This window comes from Mycobacterium sp. ITM-2016-00318 (genome assembly GCF_002968285.2).
Taxonomy (GTDB): Bacteria; Actinomycetota; Actinomycetes; order Mycobacteriales; family Mycobacteriaceae; genus Mycobacterium.
In genome coordinates this window covers 3,258,721-3,273,581 of record NZ_CP134400.1, presented here as the reverse complement: position 1 = coordinate 3,273,581, position 14,861 = coordinate 3,258,721, and the positions used below count along the sequence as shown (strand labels likewise).

Sequence of the window (14,861 nt, the reverse complement as noted above, 5' to 3'; positions counted from 1 at the left end):
TGAGAGGCTGTTAAATTTGCGTCTCTCGTTTGGACAAGGCCGATGCCGTTTCGTAACCTGTCTGAGACCTAAGACAGTTCGGGGCGACTCGCCAACGGCAGTTTGAGGACTCAAAATCTTGACGTTCGACCGTCAGCAGCGGACCACACGCGCGCTTAAGCGACCCGTCATATATGCGATATCGGCACTGACATTGTTCGGCGGAATTCTCTCCGCGAATGTGCAGGCTGATCCAGCAGCCGATGCATTGGCAAAGCTCAATGAGCTGTCTCGGCAGGCGGAGCGAACCACCGAGGCGATGCATTCCGCCCAGCTGGATCTGGACAACAAGCTGGCCGCGCAGCAACAAGCCGAGGCGAAGCACACCGCTGATCAGGCCGCGTTGGACACAGCCAAATCGAAGCTGGCAACCTTCCAGGCGGCCGTCGACAAGTTTGCTGCCGCGCAGTACATGGGTGGCAGGACCAACGGCATGGATGCCATGTTGACCGCCGACTCACCGCAGCGCGTCATCGACCAACTCTCGGTTCAGCGGGTGATGGCAACCGAGATGTCGGCGCAGATGAACACCTACCGCTCCGTCAACGATCAGGCCGCCAAGGCGCAGGAGGCCTCCGCCAACTCGGCGTCGGAGGCCAAGACGGCTGCCGAGCAGGCCGCCGCAGTGCGCGCGGAGCTGCAATCCAAGCAAAGTCAGCTGCAAGTGCAGATGGCTGTCGTCAAGTCACAGTTCGAGGCCCTCACACCGGGTCAGCGGGAAGCCCTCGCGGCCGCGCCGCCGGCACCTCCGCTGACCGAGGCGGCTCCGCCGGCCCCAGGAGATCCCGCCATCGTGGCTGCCCCACCGGGAGGAATCCCGCCGGGTGACGTCGCTCCTCCCGAGGGCGCGATCGCCGGCGGCGAGGGCAATTTCGCCGGCGGCGAGGGCAATATGGCCGTGCAGGCGGCGCTCACGCGGATCGGCTCGCCCTACTCGTGGGGCGGCTCCGGGCCCAACGCGTTCGACTGCTCCGGTCTGGTCCAGTGGGCCTTCCAGCAGGCGGGCGTCTCGCTGCCGCACTCCAGCCAGGCGCTGGCCAGAGGCGGCCAGCCGGTGGACATGTCGCAGATCCAGCCCGGTGACGTGGTCAACTACTACTCCGATGCCTCGCACACGGCGATCTACATCGGCGACGGAATGATGGTGCACGCGTCCACCTACGGCACGCCGGTGCGAGTGGCGCCGGTGAACAATGCGCCGATCTACAACATTCGCCGGTACTGAACGACCACTGCTCGGCCTGCTGCTGATCCTCGAGTTGAGCCTGGCGGTGGCGTTCGTCGTCAGGTCCGCCCCCTCCGCACCCGTCGCGGTTCCCGTGCCGACGCCCACGACGTCAGCGGTCGCATCGAGCACCTCGGCCACCGCGGACGGCCGAACGGTCGAGCTGATCAACCTCGGCGGTCCGGCCACCCGGCCTCTTCTCGACCGAGTGTCGGCCGCCATGGGCGACGCCGTCGCCGCGGTGACCGCATTCTGGGGGGCCGACTGGCCCCGCGGCATCGTCGTCGTCGCCACCGCATCTGACGAGCAGTTCCGCGCCATGGCGGGTGGCGGATCCGACATCGCCGCCGCGACTACCGGCCAGCGCATCGTGTTCGCTCCTGGAGCTGTCGGGTTGAGTGACTCGGCACTGCGAATAGTGCTGCGCCACGAGCTTTTTCACTACGCCGCGCGAGCCAGGACAGCGGCCGACGCTCCGCGCTGGCTCACAGAGGGGGTGGCCGACTTCGTCGGCAGGCCGGATGCGCCTCGACCGGGCGTGACGAGGGCGGCCGACATCGCCCGGTTGCCGACGGACGCCGACCTGGACACCGAGGGCGCCACGCGCACCCTGGCCTATGACCGCGCCTGGTGGTTCGCCCGCTTCGTCACCGACCGCTACGGCACCGCGACGCTGCGCAGCCTGTACGAGCGGGCCTGTGGCCACCGCCACCCCGACATCGAGACAGCGGTATCGGAGACCCTCGGTGCGAACCTCGACGAGGTGCTGGCCCAGTGGCGGACCTGGCTTGAAGGATGACCAGACCGCGATGACCCGGGTTCTACTGGTAACCAACGATTTTCCGCCCCGCCGGGGCGGGATCCAGTCCTATCTGCACGAACTCGTCGGGCAGCTGCTGCAATCGGGCGGCGACTACGCGCTGACCGTGTACGCGCCGAAGTGGAAGGGTTGCGAGGAGTTCGACGAGGCCGCAAGGACCAGCGGCTACGACGTTGTACGCCATCCGACCACACTGATGCTGCCGGGCCCGGGCGTCGACGACCGGATGCGGCGGTTGATCGGCGACAACGACATCGAGACGGTCTGGTTCGGCGCTGCGGCGCCGCTGGCGCTCTTGGCGCCGCGTGCACGAAGTGCAGGCGCCCGGCGCGTCATTGCCAGCACGCATGGCCACGAGGTCGGCTGGTCGATGCTGCCGGTGGCCCGCAACGCACTGCGCCACATCGGTGACGGCACCGACGTGGTGACCTACGTCAGCCGCTACACCAGGGGCCGGTTCGCCTCGGCCTTCGGCCCCCGTGCCGCCCTGGAGTACGTGCCGCCGGGGGTGGACACCGACCGGTTCGCACCCGATCCGGCCGCGCGGGCCGACATGCGGTCGCGCTACGGGCTCGGCGACCGCCCCGTCGTCGTGTGCCTCTCCCGGCTGGTGCCGCGCAAGGGTCAGGACATGCTCATCCGGGCGCTGCCCGCCATCCGGGACCGCATCGACGGTGCAGCGCTGGTGATCGTCGGCGGCGGACCCTACCTGGACACACTGCGCCGGCTCGCCGGCGGAACCGGCATGTCGGAACACGTCGTCTTCACCGGCAGCGTGCCCGGTGCCGAGCTGCCCGCCCATCATGCGATGGCAGATGTGTTCGCGATGCCGTGCCGGACCCGCGGAGCGGGGCTGGACGTCGAGGGTCTCGGCATTGTCTTCCTCGAAGCGTCGTCGACCGGCGTACCGGTCGTGGCGGGGAATTCCGGCGGAGCGCCGGAGACCGTTCGGCACGGCGAAACGGGTCTCATCGTCGACGGCACCGATCTCGACCAGATCGCAACGGCGACATGCGAAATACTCGCCGACCCGAACCGGGCCGCCCGGATGGGCGCAGCGGGAAGGCGCTGGGCCGTCGACAACTGGCAGTGGCGCAGCCAGGCGGCGCGGCTTGCCGGACTGCTCGCGCCTCAGCCCTTGTCGTAGAGCGCTTCGATGTCGCCGGCGAACTTCTCGGCGACCACCTTGCGCTTGACCTTCATCGTCGGCGTCAGCTCACCGGTGTCCTCGGTGAAGTCGACAGGCAGCACCCGGAACTTGCGGATCGCCTCCGCCTTGGAGACGGACTGGTTGGCATCCTTGACGGCGAGTTCGATCTCGGCGACCAGATCAGGGTCGTCGGCCAGGTCCGCCACCGACGCGTCGGCGCTCTTGCCGTTGCGTTCCTTCCAGCCGGGGAAGGCCTCCTGGTCGATCGTGATGAGTGCGGCGATGAACGGTTTCTGGTCGCCGACGCACATCGCCTGGCTGATCAGCGGGTGGGCCCGCAGCCTGTCCTCCAGGATGGCCGGGGCGACGTTCTTGCCGCCCGCCGTGACGATGATCTCCTTCTTGCGGCCGATGATGGTGAGGAAGCCGTCGTCGTCGATGGCGCCGAGATCGCCGGTGTGGAACCAATCAGCTGAAGCCTCTCCGCTCCTCGCGTCCGCGGAAAAGACCGCCTTCGTCTCCTCCTCGTTGCGCCAGTAGCCGGCGAACACCACGCCGCCGCGAACCAGGAGCTCGTCGTCATCGGCCAACCGCAACTCGTTGCCCGGCACCGGTCTCCCAACCGATCCGATCTTCAGCGCGCCGACCTGGTTCACCGTGATCGCGGCGCTGGTCTCGGTGAGGCCGTAGCCCTCGTAGATCGTCAGCCCGACACCACGGTAGAAGTGGCCGAGCCGGGCGCCGAGCGGCGCGCCGCCGGAGATCGCGGCACGGCAATCACCGCCGAGCGCGGCACGCAATTTGCCGTACACCAGCCGGTCGAACACGGCGTGCTTCGCGCGCAGCAGCAAGCCCGGGCCTTTTGCCTTTCCGCTCCTCGCGTCCGCGGCGGAGTCCTGCGCCTGACTCCATTCGATCGCGGTGTTCGCCGCGATCTCGAATATCCGGCCCTTGCCGTCGTTGCGGGCGTTCTGCTCGGCGGCGTTGTAGACCTTCTCGAACACTCGCGGCACCGAGACCGCCAGCGTCGGCTTGAAAACCCCGAACATCGGCACGAGGTTCTTGATGTCGCTGGTGAATCCGAGCGTCACCTTGTTCACGAATGCCGCGATGGTGATGGCGCGGGCAAGCACGTGGGCCAGCGGCAGGAACACCAGCAGGCGCTCACCCTTGTCCAGCAGCGTCGGGAAGGACGCCTTGGCGCCGCGGATCTCGTATACGAGGTTGGCGTGGGTCAGCTGGCAGCCCTTCGGCCTTCCGGTGGTGCCCGAGGTATAGATCAGGGTGGCGGGGCCGGCGGACTTGATGCCAGCCAGCCGGGCGTCCAGCTCGGCGCGGTCGGTGGACGCCCCCGTCTCGGCCAGTTGGTCCAGCGCCGCGACCGAACTCTCGATGCGGAACACCTTGCGCAGATCCGGTAGGTCGCCCTTGAGCTGCTCGATCTTGTCGGCGTGCGCGTCGGTCTCGGCGAACACCAGCACCGCACCGGAATCGCCGAGCACAAACTTGATCTGCTCCGCCGAGCTGGTCTCGTAGATCGGGACGGTCAGCGCGCCGACCGACAAGATCGCGAAATCGATGATGGGCCACTCGTACCGGGTCGCCGACAACACCGCGACCCGGTCGCCCGGCTGCACCCCTTCGGCGATCAGCCCAAGGGCGACCGAACGGATCTGTCCGGCCACTTCGGCGGCCGTCACATCGGTCCACGCCCCGTCGACGAGTCGCTGCATGAGGACGTGGTCGGGGTCGTCGCGTTCGTGCGAGTAGACGGAGCTGACGACGGTGTCGTGCTCGCCGACTTCGAACGGTGCGGGAACACTGAACTCTCGCACGATCTTCGCCTCCGATGCTGGTAGCGGCGTTGCCCGGGCCAGCCTAGTCGGCCACGGCCCTGCCCCGGCGGGGCCGTATGTGAAGCTAATGTCGATGAACAGCATTCAGATCGCCGATCAGACGTTCGTGGCGGCTGATCCGGTCGAGGTCGGCAGGGCCGTCGCCGACCCGGCGAGCTGGCGGCGCTGGTGGCCGGATCTGCACCTGACGGTGATCGAGGACCGCGGGCGGCTCGGCCACCGCTGGACCGTCAACGGCGCGCTGACCGGCACCATGGAGGTCTGGCTCGAGCCGTCGCTCGACGGCGTGATCCTCAACTACTTCCTGCACGCCGAGCCCGCGGCCGCGGCCGCCTGGCAGCTGGCCAATATGAACCTCGCCAAGCTCAATCATCAGCGCCGGGTGGCGGGCAAGAGGATGTCGTTCGAGCTGAAGCAGACGCTCGAGGCATCGCGTCCGGTCGGAATGCCCCCGCCCGCCTGATACACGGTTAGAGCCGGCGGCGGCGGGTAGATTTCTTTTCCATCGGGCGCATGCGGGCACACGAACGACAGAAAGCGGCCTAGTGGCGGACAAGACGGCACAGACCATCTACATCGACGCGGATCCATCGACGGTGATGGATGTCATCGCCGACATCGGCTCCTATCCGGATTGGGTCGCCGAGTACAAAGAGACCGAGGTTCTCGAGGCCGACGACGAGGGCTACCCGAAGAGGGCCCGGCTGGTGCTCGACGCCGCGGTGCTCAAGGACACGATGGTCCTGGAATACGATTGGCCTCCCGATCGCGGATCGGTCACCTGGTCGCTGGTCTCCAGTTCGTTGCTGCGGTCCTTGGCGGGCGCATACCGGTTGTCGCCCAAGGGTTCCGGCACCGACGTCACCTACGAATTGTCGGTCGACCTGATCATCCCGATGATCGGGCTGCTCAAGCGCAAGGCCGAGCGACGGCTGACCGACACCGCTTTGAAGGATCTCAAGAAACGAGTCGAGGCTGAGTGACACCCCTGCGCCTACGCACGCCCGGATCAGTCTCTTCGTTGGCAAGGGCGGTGTAGGTAAGTCAACGCTCGCGACCGCGACAGCGGTGCGCGATGCGCAAAGCGGTCTGCGGGTCCTCGTGGTCTCCACCGACCAGGCGCACTCGATCGGGGATGTGCTCGGTACCTCCGTCGCACCCACCGGGCTGCGTGCGCCCACCCGCGTGCTGGCCGACCTCGATTCCAGGCGGGATGCCGGCACCGGCGGATTCCTCGATGCCCTTGCGCTCGACACGCTGGCCCTCCTCGAGGCACGCTGGTGCGACGTCGCAGGCGTGCTGACCGCGCGGTTCGACGAATCAGAATTGGGACACATTGCGCCGGAGGAACTCTCGGCCCTACCCGGTATCCAGGAGGTGCTCGGCCTGCACGAGGTCGGCGAGTTGGCGAAGTCGGGGGAGTGGGATCACGTCGTCGTCGACTGCGCGTCGACGGCCGATGCCATGCGGATGCTGACCCTGCCGTCGGCCTTCGGGCTGTATCTGGAGCGGGCCTGGCCGCGACACCGCAGGCTCACGGCGTCAGACGATGCGCACACGGCGGCGATCGTCGAGTTGATGGAGCGCATCGACGCGGGCAACGGCGCACTGACCGGCCTGCTCACCGACGGCGACCGCCTGAGCGCGCACCTCGTGCTCACCGCGGAGCGGGTGGTGGCCGCCGAGGCCGCCCGCACCCTTGGCTCACTGGCGCTGATGGGCGTGCGCGTCGACGAGCTGATCGTGAATCAGATCTTGGTGCAGGATGATTCGTACGAGTACCGCAACCTGCCCGAGCACCCCGCGTTCGACTGGTACTCCGAACGCATCTCCGAACAGCAGACGGTGCTGGATGAACTCGACGCCACCATCGGCGATGTGCAACTGGTGCTGGTGCCGCACCTCGCTGGGGAACCCATCGGCGCGAAGGCGCTCGGCGAACTGCTCGAGTGCGCGCGCAGACGCGACGGCTCACCGCCGCCGGGCCCGCTGCGACCGATCGTCGACCGCGAGTCCGGCTCTGGATTGGGTTCGGTCTATCGGTTGCGGTTAGAGTTGCCACAAATCGACTCGACCGCACTCACCCTGGGGCGGGTCGAGGACGACCTGATCATCGGCGCCGGTGGACTGCGGCGCCGGGTCCGGCTGGCGTCCGTCCTGAGGCGATGCACAGTGACTGACGCCCAGCTCAAGGGCAGTGAGCTGACCGTGCGATTTCGACCCGACCCGGAGGTGTGGCCGCAGTGAGCGACACTCACCCCGACCTTGGCCCGGAGCTGAAGGCGTTGGCGCAAGCCATCCTCGACCGCATCGACCCGGCGGTGCGGGCGGCGGCCGCTGCGGCCGCGGGCGCGGACGGTCCCGGCAAGTGCCAGCAGGTGTGGTGCCCGGTGTGCGCGCTGGCTGCGCTGGTGAGCGGCGAGCAGCACCCTTTGCTGACCGTCATAGCCGAGCACAGCGTGGCGCTGCTGAGCGTCGTCCGCGCCATGGTCGCCGACGTCGAGTCGACGCCGACCCCCGATCGGCCGCCGCCCGACGAACCACCGCCGTCGGGTCCGAGCCGGTATCAGCACATCGCGGTGACCGTCGAAGAGTGACGGTAGAGTAAACCCCAAGCACTGCTGTCCGGTGCGCACAATCCGGGAGGGTCCATGTGGTATTGGCTGTTCAAGTACATCTTCATGGGCCCGTTGCTGACTTTGCTGGGACGGCCCAAAGTCGAAGGGCTGGAATATGTTCCGGACTCGGGCCCGGTTATTCTTGCCAGCAACCACCTGGCCGTCGCGGACAGCTTCTACCTGTGCCTGGTGGTTCGGCGCCGGATCACGTATCTGGCCAAATCCGAGTACTTCACGGGCACCGGCATCAAGGGCTGGTTCAAGCGCTGGTTCTTCACCGCGGCCGGGCAGGTGCCCATCGACCGCGCCGACGCCGACGCTGCACAGGCCGCCCTGGTAACCGCGGCGCGGGTCCTGAACGGGGGCAAGCTGCTCGGCATGTATCCGGAGGGCACCCGGTCACCCGACGGGCGGCTGTACAAGGGCAAGACAGGGCTCTCCCGGGTCGCGCTGAACACCGGCGTGAAGGTCATCCCGGTGGCGATGATCGGCACTGACGGGGTCAACCCCCCCGGCAGCAAGATGTGGCGGTTCGGCCGGGTGACGGTCCGGTTCGGCAAGCCGATGGACTTCAGCCGGTTCGAGGGTCTCGAGGGCAACCGGTTCATCGAGCGCGCGGTCGTCGACGAGATCATGTACGAGCTGATGCGCCTGTCGGGTCAGGAGTACGTGGACCTGTACGCGGCCGACATCAAGGAGGGAAAACAACCGGCTGCCGAGCTCCTAGCCGGTTGATTCGTCGGGTTAGTTCGTCGCGGGCACCCGCGCGGCGCTCACCTCTGCCGGGTCCGAATCGGTCGTGCGCGCCGACACCGTGCCAGCCACGACGATGACGGCCAGCGCCCACCACAGGTACGAACCACCCACCAGCTGACGCCACAACGGCGCCGTCGTCTCGTGGTGTTCGGGCATCAGCGTGATCGGCGTCCACACCATGAGGGCGACGCCTGCCGCGGTGACGGCGGCGAGCCAGCCGTTCCGATGCCGCCAGGCGAGGACGCTGCACGCGATCACCGTGGGCAACGCCCACACCCAGTGATGCGACCACGAGACCGGTGACACCACGAGGCCGAACATCGCCACGCAGATCAGCGCCAGCACGGGTTCCCCCGCCCGCAGCGCGCGACGCGCCGCCCAGATGGTCAATCCGAGCACGGCGAAGCAGGCCGCCGTCCACAGAATGAACCTCTCGCCTTCGCTGAGCCCGAGCCGGGCCAGCGTCCCGGCGATGTTCTGGTTGGTGTTCAGCGTCGCGGTGCCGATCCGGTCGGTGTTGCGCACGGTCTCGGTCCAGTACTCCCAGGAGTCGCGCCAGGCGAAGACGAAGCCGACCAGCGTGGCCACCACGCCCGAGACCGCGGTCACGATCAGCGTGCGGGTGTCCCGCCGCAGCAGGAAGTACAGCAGGAACACCGCAGGCGTGAGCTTCAGGGCTATCGCGACGCCGAGGAGGATGCCACGCGGCCACGGCGTCCTGCGCGGCACGCAGTCGGCGATGACCAGCGTCATCAGCACCACGTTGATCTGACCGAAATCGAAGTTCGCGCGGATCGGCTCGAAATAGATCACCGCAGGGGTGACGAGAGCGGCCGCGACCCAGCCCCGACGCAGCCATGCCGGCTCCGAGGTGATCGACGACACCGGCCAGACGTCCAGGCGGGTCAGCACGATGACCGTGGACACGATCAACAGCACGAACGTGATGACGGTGATGGCGGCACTGGCCACCGACAGCGGCAGCATGGCGAACGGGGAGAAGACGATCGCCGCGAGTGGCGGATACGTGAACGGCAGCTCAAGGCCTGCGCGCGTTTCGAACATCGCACCGTCGGCATACAGCGATTTTCCGTCCAGCCAGGCCCGCCCGCCCATCCGGTAGACGTCGATGTCGATGCGGTAGGTGACGTGGCCGAGCAGCCGCCAGCCGGCCCAGACCAGCGCCGCCAGCGTGAGCAACTGGAAAATCCGCCACGCGACGGTTGGCCACCAACCAGTCCCGCCGGGCGGTGCTATTTGCGCTCCTCGCGTGCGTGGTTCCGTTTGCGCTCCTCGCGTGCGCGGTGCCGTTTGCGCTCCTCGCGTGCGCGGTGCCGTTTGCGCTCCTCGCGTGCGCGGCGCCAACCTACTCATGTCGCACGCCAGACTATCGGCCGAGCGCGGCGCGCCGAACCATATCCCCGGCACGTCGCCGCCCGGGCAGCGTAAGTTTTCTGCGTGCACCTGACGTTGAACTGGGGCCTCGACATACCGGATGGCCGGATGCCGCTGGTGTTCTGCCTCATCGCGTTCATCGGCACCTTCTTCGTCACCCGCACCATCGTGCGGTACATCCGCAGCCACGCCGACAGCGACAAACCGCGCAAGTGGTGGCAGCCGCGCAATATCTCGGCAGGGGACGGCCTCCACATCCATCACGTGGTGATCGGTGTGATCCTGGTCATGGTTTCCGGAATCGCGATGGTGACTTTGGCCGTCAACGGGGGAGTACCCGAATTCACGGTGGCGGCAACCATTTTCGGGATCGGTGCCGCGCTGGTACTTGACGAGTTCGCATTGATCCTGCATTTGCAGGACGTGTACTGGGCCGAGGATGGGCGCACGTCGGTCGACGCGGTGTTCACAGCGATCGCCGTGGCCGGGCTGTTGATCCTCGGCTTCAACCCGCTGTCGTTCTTCGACATCGGGATATGGCGGGAAGACCACAGCTTCGCGGCGCGGGCCGCCGTCGTCGCACTGGCGGTCGTCACCCTGGCGCTCGCGGTGATCGTGCTGCTCAAAGGCAAAGTCTGGACGGGTCTCATCGGGATGTTCATCACGCCGCTGCTGTTCGTCGGGGCGTTGCGGTTGTCCCGCCCGCACGCGCCGTGGGCGCGGTGGCGCTACACCCACAAGCCACGCAAGATGCACCGGGCGCTGGTGCGGGAACGCGTGCTGCGCAGGCCGGTGGTGCAGGCCAAGCTCTGGCTGCAGCACATCGTCGCGGGCGAACCGCGGTTCCCCGACGACGCCGAGGTCGATCAGCAGCTCGACCTGGAGATTCACGCCGCTCCCGCACCGCCGACGGATTCCAGCGCCGTCGCAGAGAACGCCAGCGCGTAGGCCCGGCGTGAAGTACTTCTACGACACCGAGTTCATCGACGACGGGTACACCATCGAGCTCATCTCGATAGGCGTTGCCGCCGAGGACGGCCGCGAGTACTACGGCATATCGAGCGAGTTCAACCCCGAGCGGGCCGGGCGGTGGGTGCGCACTCACGTCCTGCCCAAGCTGCCGTCACCGTCGTCGCAGCTCTACCGGTCGCGTAAGCAGATCCGGTCGGACCTCGAGGACTTCTTCGGCATCGACGGCGACGAGCCGATCGAGCTCTGGGCCTGGGTCGGCGCCTACGACCACGTGGTGCTGTGCCAACTCTGGGGTCCGATGACCGCGCTGCCGCCCGCGATTCCTCGCTTCACCAGGGAACTGCGACAGTTCTGGGAGGAGCGAGGCTCTCCGAGGATGCCGCCGCGGCCGCGCGACGCACACGATGCGTTGGTGGACGCGAAGCACAACCTGCTGCGGTATCAGCTGATGACCGCGCCCTGAATGCTGCTGGTCAGCTTCCCGTCGGGGCCCACGGTGCCGAGAAACGCAGCCGAGCCGGGATCGTCCACGTCGTCGTCGGTGAACGTCACTACCGCAGCGACACCCCCGCCGGCCTTGGGGAGAAATAGGATGTTTCCCTATGTTTGGCCGGCTGACCCGCGGCTCACTTGAGGAAGTCGCCCCACACCCACGCCGTGCCGCCGGGGCCCGCCGCGAAAGCGACGTTGCACCAGTTGTCGTCACGGCAGCCGGCGCCGAGGTCGACCCGTTGCCCCCCGCCACCCTGCAGCATGCCGATCACGTTGCCCGTCCCGCCCGGGGCGTCGTAGACGTCGACATCGCCGGTGACTTCGCGCGAGTTGCCCGCCTGGCCCGCCGCGGGCGTCTCGCATCTCAGGGGAGTCGTGATCTCCCAGTCCCCTTTGAGCTTGGCGTCGAACTGCCCCCGTGCCCTGCCGGCATCGTCGACGGAACCCATGAAGTGCACGACAGGGTCATTGGGGAACGTCTCGCTGTGGTAGAGCAGTGTCACCGTGCCGATGGGCGTGACCACGCCTTCCATATTCCCTTGATCGGCTCGATTGTCGGTGGCGCGCACACCACTGAAACTGCGTCCAACAGCGTCGAAGGTTACGGTCGGCCCCGTGCTGAGGGCGACATTGGTCGGACCGGTGAAAGCCCACTGCGAACAGTCGCCGGGGGCCGCCGCGGCGGGCGCTGCCGCGGCGGCGAAGGACCCTGCGGCCGCCATTGCGATCGCGGCGAAGGTCGACTTCGTGCAATGATTCGTGTTCGGCATCAGGTGGCTTCCCGTTTCCCTGGGGTCCTCGGTGCGGTCAGGGTGGACGTTAGCTGTGTGACGCGTGGGAAAAAATGGGGTGTTTCCCTACGATTGCCGTCCGGGCCGCGGTTTCGATTCCCGGGTTTGCGCTGGTTACCATGTACAGGTGAACTGGACCGTCGACGTACCCATCGAGCAGCTACCGTCGCTGCCTCCGCTGCCGGATCACCTGCGGCAGCGTCTGGACGCCGCGCTGGCCAAGCCGGCCGCGCAGCAACCCAGCTGGGACGCGGGCCAGGCAGCGGCGATGAGGACCGTGCTGGAGAGCGTGCCGCCCGTGACGGTGCCCTCCGAGATCGAGAAGCTCAAGGGCCTGCTGGCCGACGTCGCGCTCGGCAAGGCCTTCCTGCTGCAGGGCGGGGACTGCGCCGAGACATTCGTCGACAACACGGAACCCCACATCCGGGCCAACATCCGCACCCTGCTGCAGATGGCGGTGGTGCTCACCTACGGCGCCAGCATGCCGGTGGTCAAGGTCGCCCGCATCGCGGGGCAGTATGCCAAGCCGCGCTCGGCCGACATCGATGCGCTCGGGCTGAAGTCCTACCGCGGAGACATGATCAACGGTTTCGCGGCCGATGCGGGGGTTCGCGAGCACGATCCGTCCCGTCTGGTCCGCGCCTACGCCAACGCGAGCGCCGCGATGAACCTGGTGCGTGCCCTGACGTCGTCGGGATTGGCATCGCTGCAGAAGGTGCACGACTGGAACCGGGAGTTCGTCCGCACGTCGCCCGCGGGCGCCCGCTACGAGGCGCTGGCCGGTGAGATCGATCGCGGGCTGACATTCATGAGCGCCTGCGGTGTCGACGACCGCAACCTGCAGACTGCCGAGATCTACGCCAGCCACGAGGCTTTGGTGCTCGACTACGAGCGGGCCATGCTGCGGCTGTCGACCGACGACGAGGGCGACGCCAAGCTCTACGACCTTTCGGCGCACTACGTCTGGGTCGGTGAGCGCACCCGTCAGCTCGACGGCGCCCACATCGCGTTCGCCGAGGTGATCGCCAACCCGATCGGCGTGAAAATCGGTCCGTCCATGACGCCAGAGGTGGCTGTCGAGTACGTGGAGCGGCTGGACCCCAACAACGAGCCTGGCCGCCTGACGCTGGTCAGCAGGCTCGGCAACAACAAGGTTCGCGACCTGTTGCCACCGATCATCGAGAAGGTGCAGGCGACCGGTCACCAGGTGATCTGGCAGTGCGACCCGATGCACGGCAACACCCACGAGTCGTCCACCGGATACAAGACCCGCCACTTCGACCGCATCGTCGACGAGGTGCAGGGCTTCTTCGAGGTGCACCGCGCGCTGGGCACTCATCCCGGCGGCATACACGTCGAGATCACCGGTGAGAACGTCACCGAATGTCTCGGCGGCGCGCAGGACATCTCCGACTCCGACCTGGCGGGCCGCTACGAGACCGCCTGCGACCCGCGGATGAACACCCAGCAGTCGCTGGAGTTGGCGTTCCTGGTCGCCGAGATGCTGCGCGACTAGAGCAGTCCCGACAGATTGCTGCCGAGTGTCCATGCGGCGGCGGTCAGCGCGCCGGTGAGAACGAGCACCGCGACAACCCAGAAGAACAGCACCCGCTTGGCGCGTTGCCGGGCCCAGTGGAACTCGTCCATGTCGATGCCCGCGAATTGCCCTGCAACGCCGTATATCTCGTCTGACGCCTCGTCGTCCTGCCAGTCCTGCGGGCCGCGCGTGAGCTGGCGGGTGTGCTGACGGGGTGCGGGCCTGACGCTTTCGGTGACGGCATCCTCTCCGACGCTGCCGCGGTGTACCTGTGCAGAAAGGTGTTGCGCCGAGTTGCGAGGCGCGGGCACCCGGAAGTCGGGTAGCCCCAACTCGTCGACGATCGCCTCCAGTTCGGTTGCCATGTCCTCGGCGTCGACGTACCGTCCGGCCGGATCCCGTGCGGTCGCGCGGCGCACCAGCTCGTCGAATTGCGTTGGTATACCCCCGATCACCGTGCTCGGGGCTGGAACGTCATGGTCCATTCGCTGATAGGCCACGGCGAGCGCGGTGTCACCGTTGAACGGTGTCGAGCCGGTGAGCAACTCGTAGGTGAGGATGCCGACGGCGTACACGTCGCTGGGCGGGCCGGCGTCGCCGGTGCTGACCTGTTCGGGCGAGAGGTAGGCCGCCGTGCCCAATATGACACTGGTGGAGGTGATCTTGGCCTCCGCGAGCGCGCGGACGAGGCCGAAGTCGGCGATCTTGACCTCGCCGCTGTCGGAGATCAGAACGTTCTCCGGCTTCACGTCGCGGTGCACCAGCCCCTGGTGGTGTGCCACCGCGAGGCCGCCGAGCAAAGGGCCGAGCACCGCGGCGACCGCGTGCGGCGGCATCGGGCCGCGCTCGACAAGCAGTTCACGCAGCGTGCCGCCGTCAACCAATTCCATCACCAGGAACGGGTGCTGTCCGTCGATGCCCTTGTCGTAGACCGCCACCAGGCCGGGGTCCTTCAGCTTTGCGACGGCGCGGGCCTCGCGCTGGAACCGCGTCAGGAACTGGGTGTCACCGGCATAGCGGGAATCCATGATCTTCAGTGCCACCGGCCGATCCAGCCGGAGGTCGAGCCCCCGGTAGACGCCGGACATGCCGCCGGTGGCGATCAAGGTGTCGACGCGGTAGCGCCCGTCCAGCACGATCCCGACGAGCGGGTCGGACTGCTGGTACGTCTCCACCGGAAACATGGTACGGAGCATTTTGCCCGTGACTG

At 67.4% G+C, this 14,861-nt stretch carries 16 protein-coding genes; 12 read left to right on the top strand and 4 right to left on the bottom strand.

Features of this window, described 5'->3' with window-relative positions; translation table 11 throughout:
- Positions 1-118 precede the first annotated feature (118 nt).
- From ripC to C6A82_RS16105, 3 genes are read left to right on the top strand one after another with little or no spacing between them, the layout of a single operon-like run.
- On the top strand, positions 119-1,264 hold the full coding sequence (ripC, locus tag C6A82_RS16115; RefSeq protein ID WP_105344201.1) for a peptidoglycan hydrolase RipC: 1,146 nt from the start codon (positions 119-121) through the stop codon (positions 1,262-1,264).
- Positions 1,233-2,063 (top strand): DUF4157 domain-containing protein, encoded by an 831-nt coding sequence (locus C6A82_RS16110; protein ID WP_105344202.1) that lies wholly within the window; start codon positions 1,233-1,235, stop codon positions 2,061-2,063. Before ripC ends, C6A82_RS16110 begins: the two co-directional genes overlap by 32 nt.
- Before the next feature lie 10 nt (positions 2,064-2,073).
- The gene (locus tag C6A82_RS16105) at positions 2,074-3,231 is read left to right on the top strand and encodes a glycosyltransferase family 4 protein (protein ID WP_105344207.1); all 1,158 of its coding nucleotides are present in this window, start codon (positions 2,074-2,076) and stop codon (positions 3,229-3,231) included.
- Here the strand turns inward: C6A82_RS16105 and C6A82_RS16100 are convergent.
- On the bottom strand, positions 3,216-5,069 hold the full coding sequence (locus C6A82_RS16100; RefSeq protein ID WP_311101381.1) for a long-chain fatty acid--CoA ligase: 1,854 nt from the start codon (positions 5,067-5,069) through the stop codon (positions 3,216-3,218). The genes C6A82_RS16105 and C6A82_RS16100 overlap by 16 nt on opposite strands.
- Positions 5,070-5,163: 94 nt before the next feature.
- Here C6A82_RS16100 and C6A82_RS16095 point away from each other — a divergent pair, with 94 nt between their 5' ends.
- The 5 genes from C6A82_RS16095 to C6A82_RS16075 all read left to right on the top strand — a co-directional run bounded on the left by C6A82_RS16095 (position 5,164) and on the right by C6A82_RS16075 (position 8,443).
- Positions 5,164-5,553, top strand: coding sequence for a polyketide cyclase / dehydrase and lipid transport (locus tag C6A82_RS16095; protein ID WP_105341374.1), 390 nt, complete (start codon positions 5,164-5,166; stop codon positions 5,551-5,553).
- Positions 5,554-5,635: 82 nt separating this feature from the next.
- The gene (locus C6A82_RS16090; protein ID WP_105341371.1) at positions 5,636-6,073 is read left to right on the top strand and encodes an SRPBCC family protein; all 438 of its coding nucleotides are present in this window, start codon (positions 5,636-5,638) and stop codon (positions 6,071-6,073) included.
- Positions 6,066-7,337, top strand: coding sequence for an ArsA family ATPase (locus tag C6A82_RS16085; RefSeq protein WP_105341373.1), 1,272 nt, complete (start codon positions 6,066-6,068; stop codon positions 7,335-7,337). Before C6A82_RS16090 ends, C6A82_RS16085 begins: the two co-directional genes overlap by 8 nt.
- Positions 7,334-7,687, top strand: a complete 354-nt coding sequence (locus tag C6A82_RS16080) for a hypothetical protein (RefSeq protein WP_311101380.1) — start codon at positions 7,334-7,336, stop codon at positions 7,685-7,687. Before C6A82_RS16085 ends, C6A82_RS16080 begins: the two co-directional genes overlap by 4 nt.
- A 54-nt stretch (positions 7,688-7,741) precedes the next feature.
- A complete protein-coding gene (locus tag C6A82_RS16075; RefSeq protein ID WP_105342384.1) occupies positions 7,742-8,443 on the top strand; it encodes a 1-acyl-sn-glycerol-3-phosphate acyltransferase in 702 nt (233 codons plus the stop codon).
- Between the two features lie 9 nt (positions 8,444-8,452).
- Here C6A82_RS16075 and C6A82_RS16070 read toward each other — a convergent pair whose 3' ends face one another.
- Complete coding sequence (locus C6A82_RS16070; RefSeq protein WP_105342394.1) at positions 8,453-9,721, bottom strand: glycosyltransferase 87 family protein; 1,269 nt, start codon at positions 9,719-9,721, stop codon at positions 8,453-8,455.
- Between the two features lie 246 nt (positions 9,722-9,967).
- Between C6A82_RS16070 and C6A82_RS16065 the strand changes: the two genes are divergently transcribed.
- Entirely contained in the window at positions 9,968-10,807 is an 840-nt protein-coding gene (locus tag C6A82_RS16065; protein WP_105342396.1) for a hypothetical protein, read from the top strand.
- Positions 10,808-10,814: 7 nt separating this feature from the next.
- Entirely contained in the window at positions 10,815-11,294 is a 480-nt protein-coding gene (locus tag C6A82_RS16060) for a polyadenylate-specific 3'-exoribonuclease AS (protein WP_105342386.1), read from the top strand.
- 163 nt (positions 11,295-11,457) lie between these two features.
- Here the strand turns inward: C6A82_RS16060 and C6A82_RS16055 are convergent, their stop codons facing one another.
- The gene (locus tag C6A82_RS16055) at positions 11,458-11,847 is read right to left on the bottom strand and encodes a hypothetical protein (protein ID WP_158261591.1); all 390 of its coding nucleotides are present in this window, start codon (positions 11,845-11,847) and stop codon (positions 11,458-11,460) included.
- A gap of 91 nt (positions 11,848-11,938) precedes the next feature.
- On the opposite strand from C6A82_RS16055, the gene C6A82_RS16050 reads away from it, so the two are divergent.
- Both C6A82_RS16050 and C6A82_RS16045 read left to right on the top strand, forming a co-directional pair.
- Positions 11,939-12,079: a hypothetical protein gene (locus tag C6A82_RS16050; RefSeq protein ID WP_158261592.1), complete on the top strand. Its 141-nt coding sequence runs from the start codon at positions 11,939-11,941 to the stop codon at positions 12,077-12,079.
- Between the two features lie 162 nt (positions 12,080-12,241).
- Entirely contained in the window at positions 12,242-13,630 is a 1,389-nt protein-coding gene (locus C6A82_RS16045) for a class II 3-deoxy-7-phosphoheptulonate synthase (protein ID WP_105342390.1), read from the top strand.
- Here C6A82_RS16045 and C6A82_RS16040 read toward each other — a convergent pair.
- Positions 13,627-14,835, bottom strand: a complete 1,209-nt coding sequence (locus tag C6A82_RS16040) for a protein kinase domain-containing protein (protein ID WP_105342398.1) — start codon at positions 14,833-14,835, stop codon at positions 13,627-13,629. The genes C6A82_RS16045 and C6A82_RS16040 overlap by 4 nt on opposite strands.
- Between the last annotated feature and the right edge of the window lie 26 nt (positions 14,836-14,861).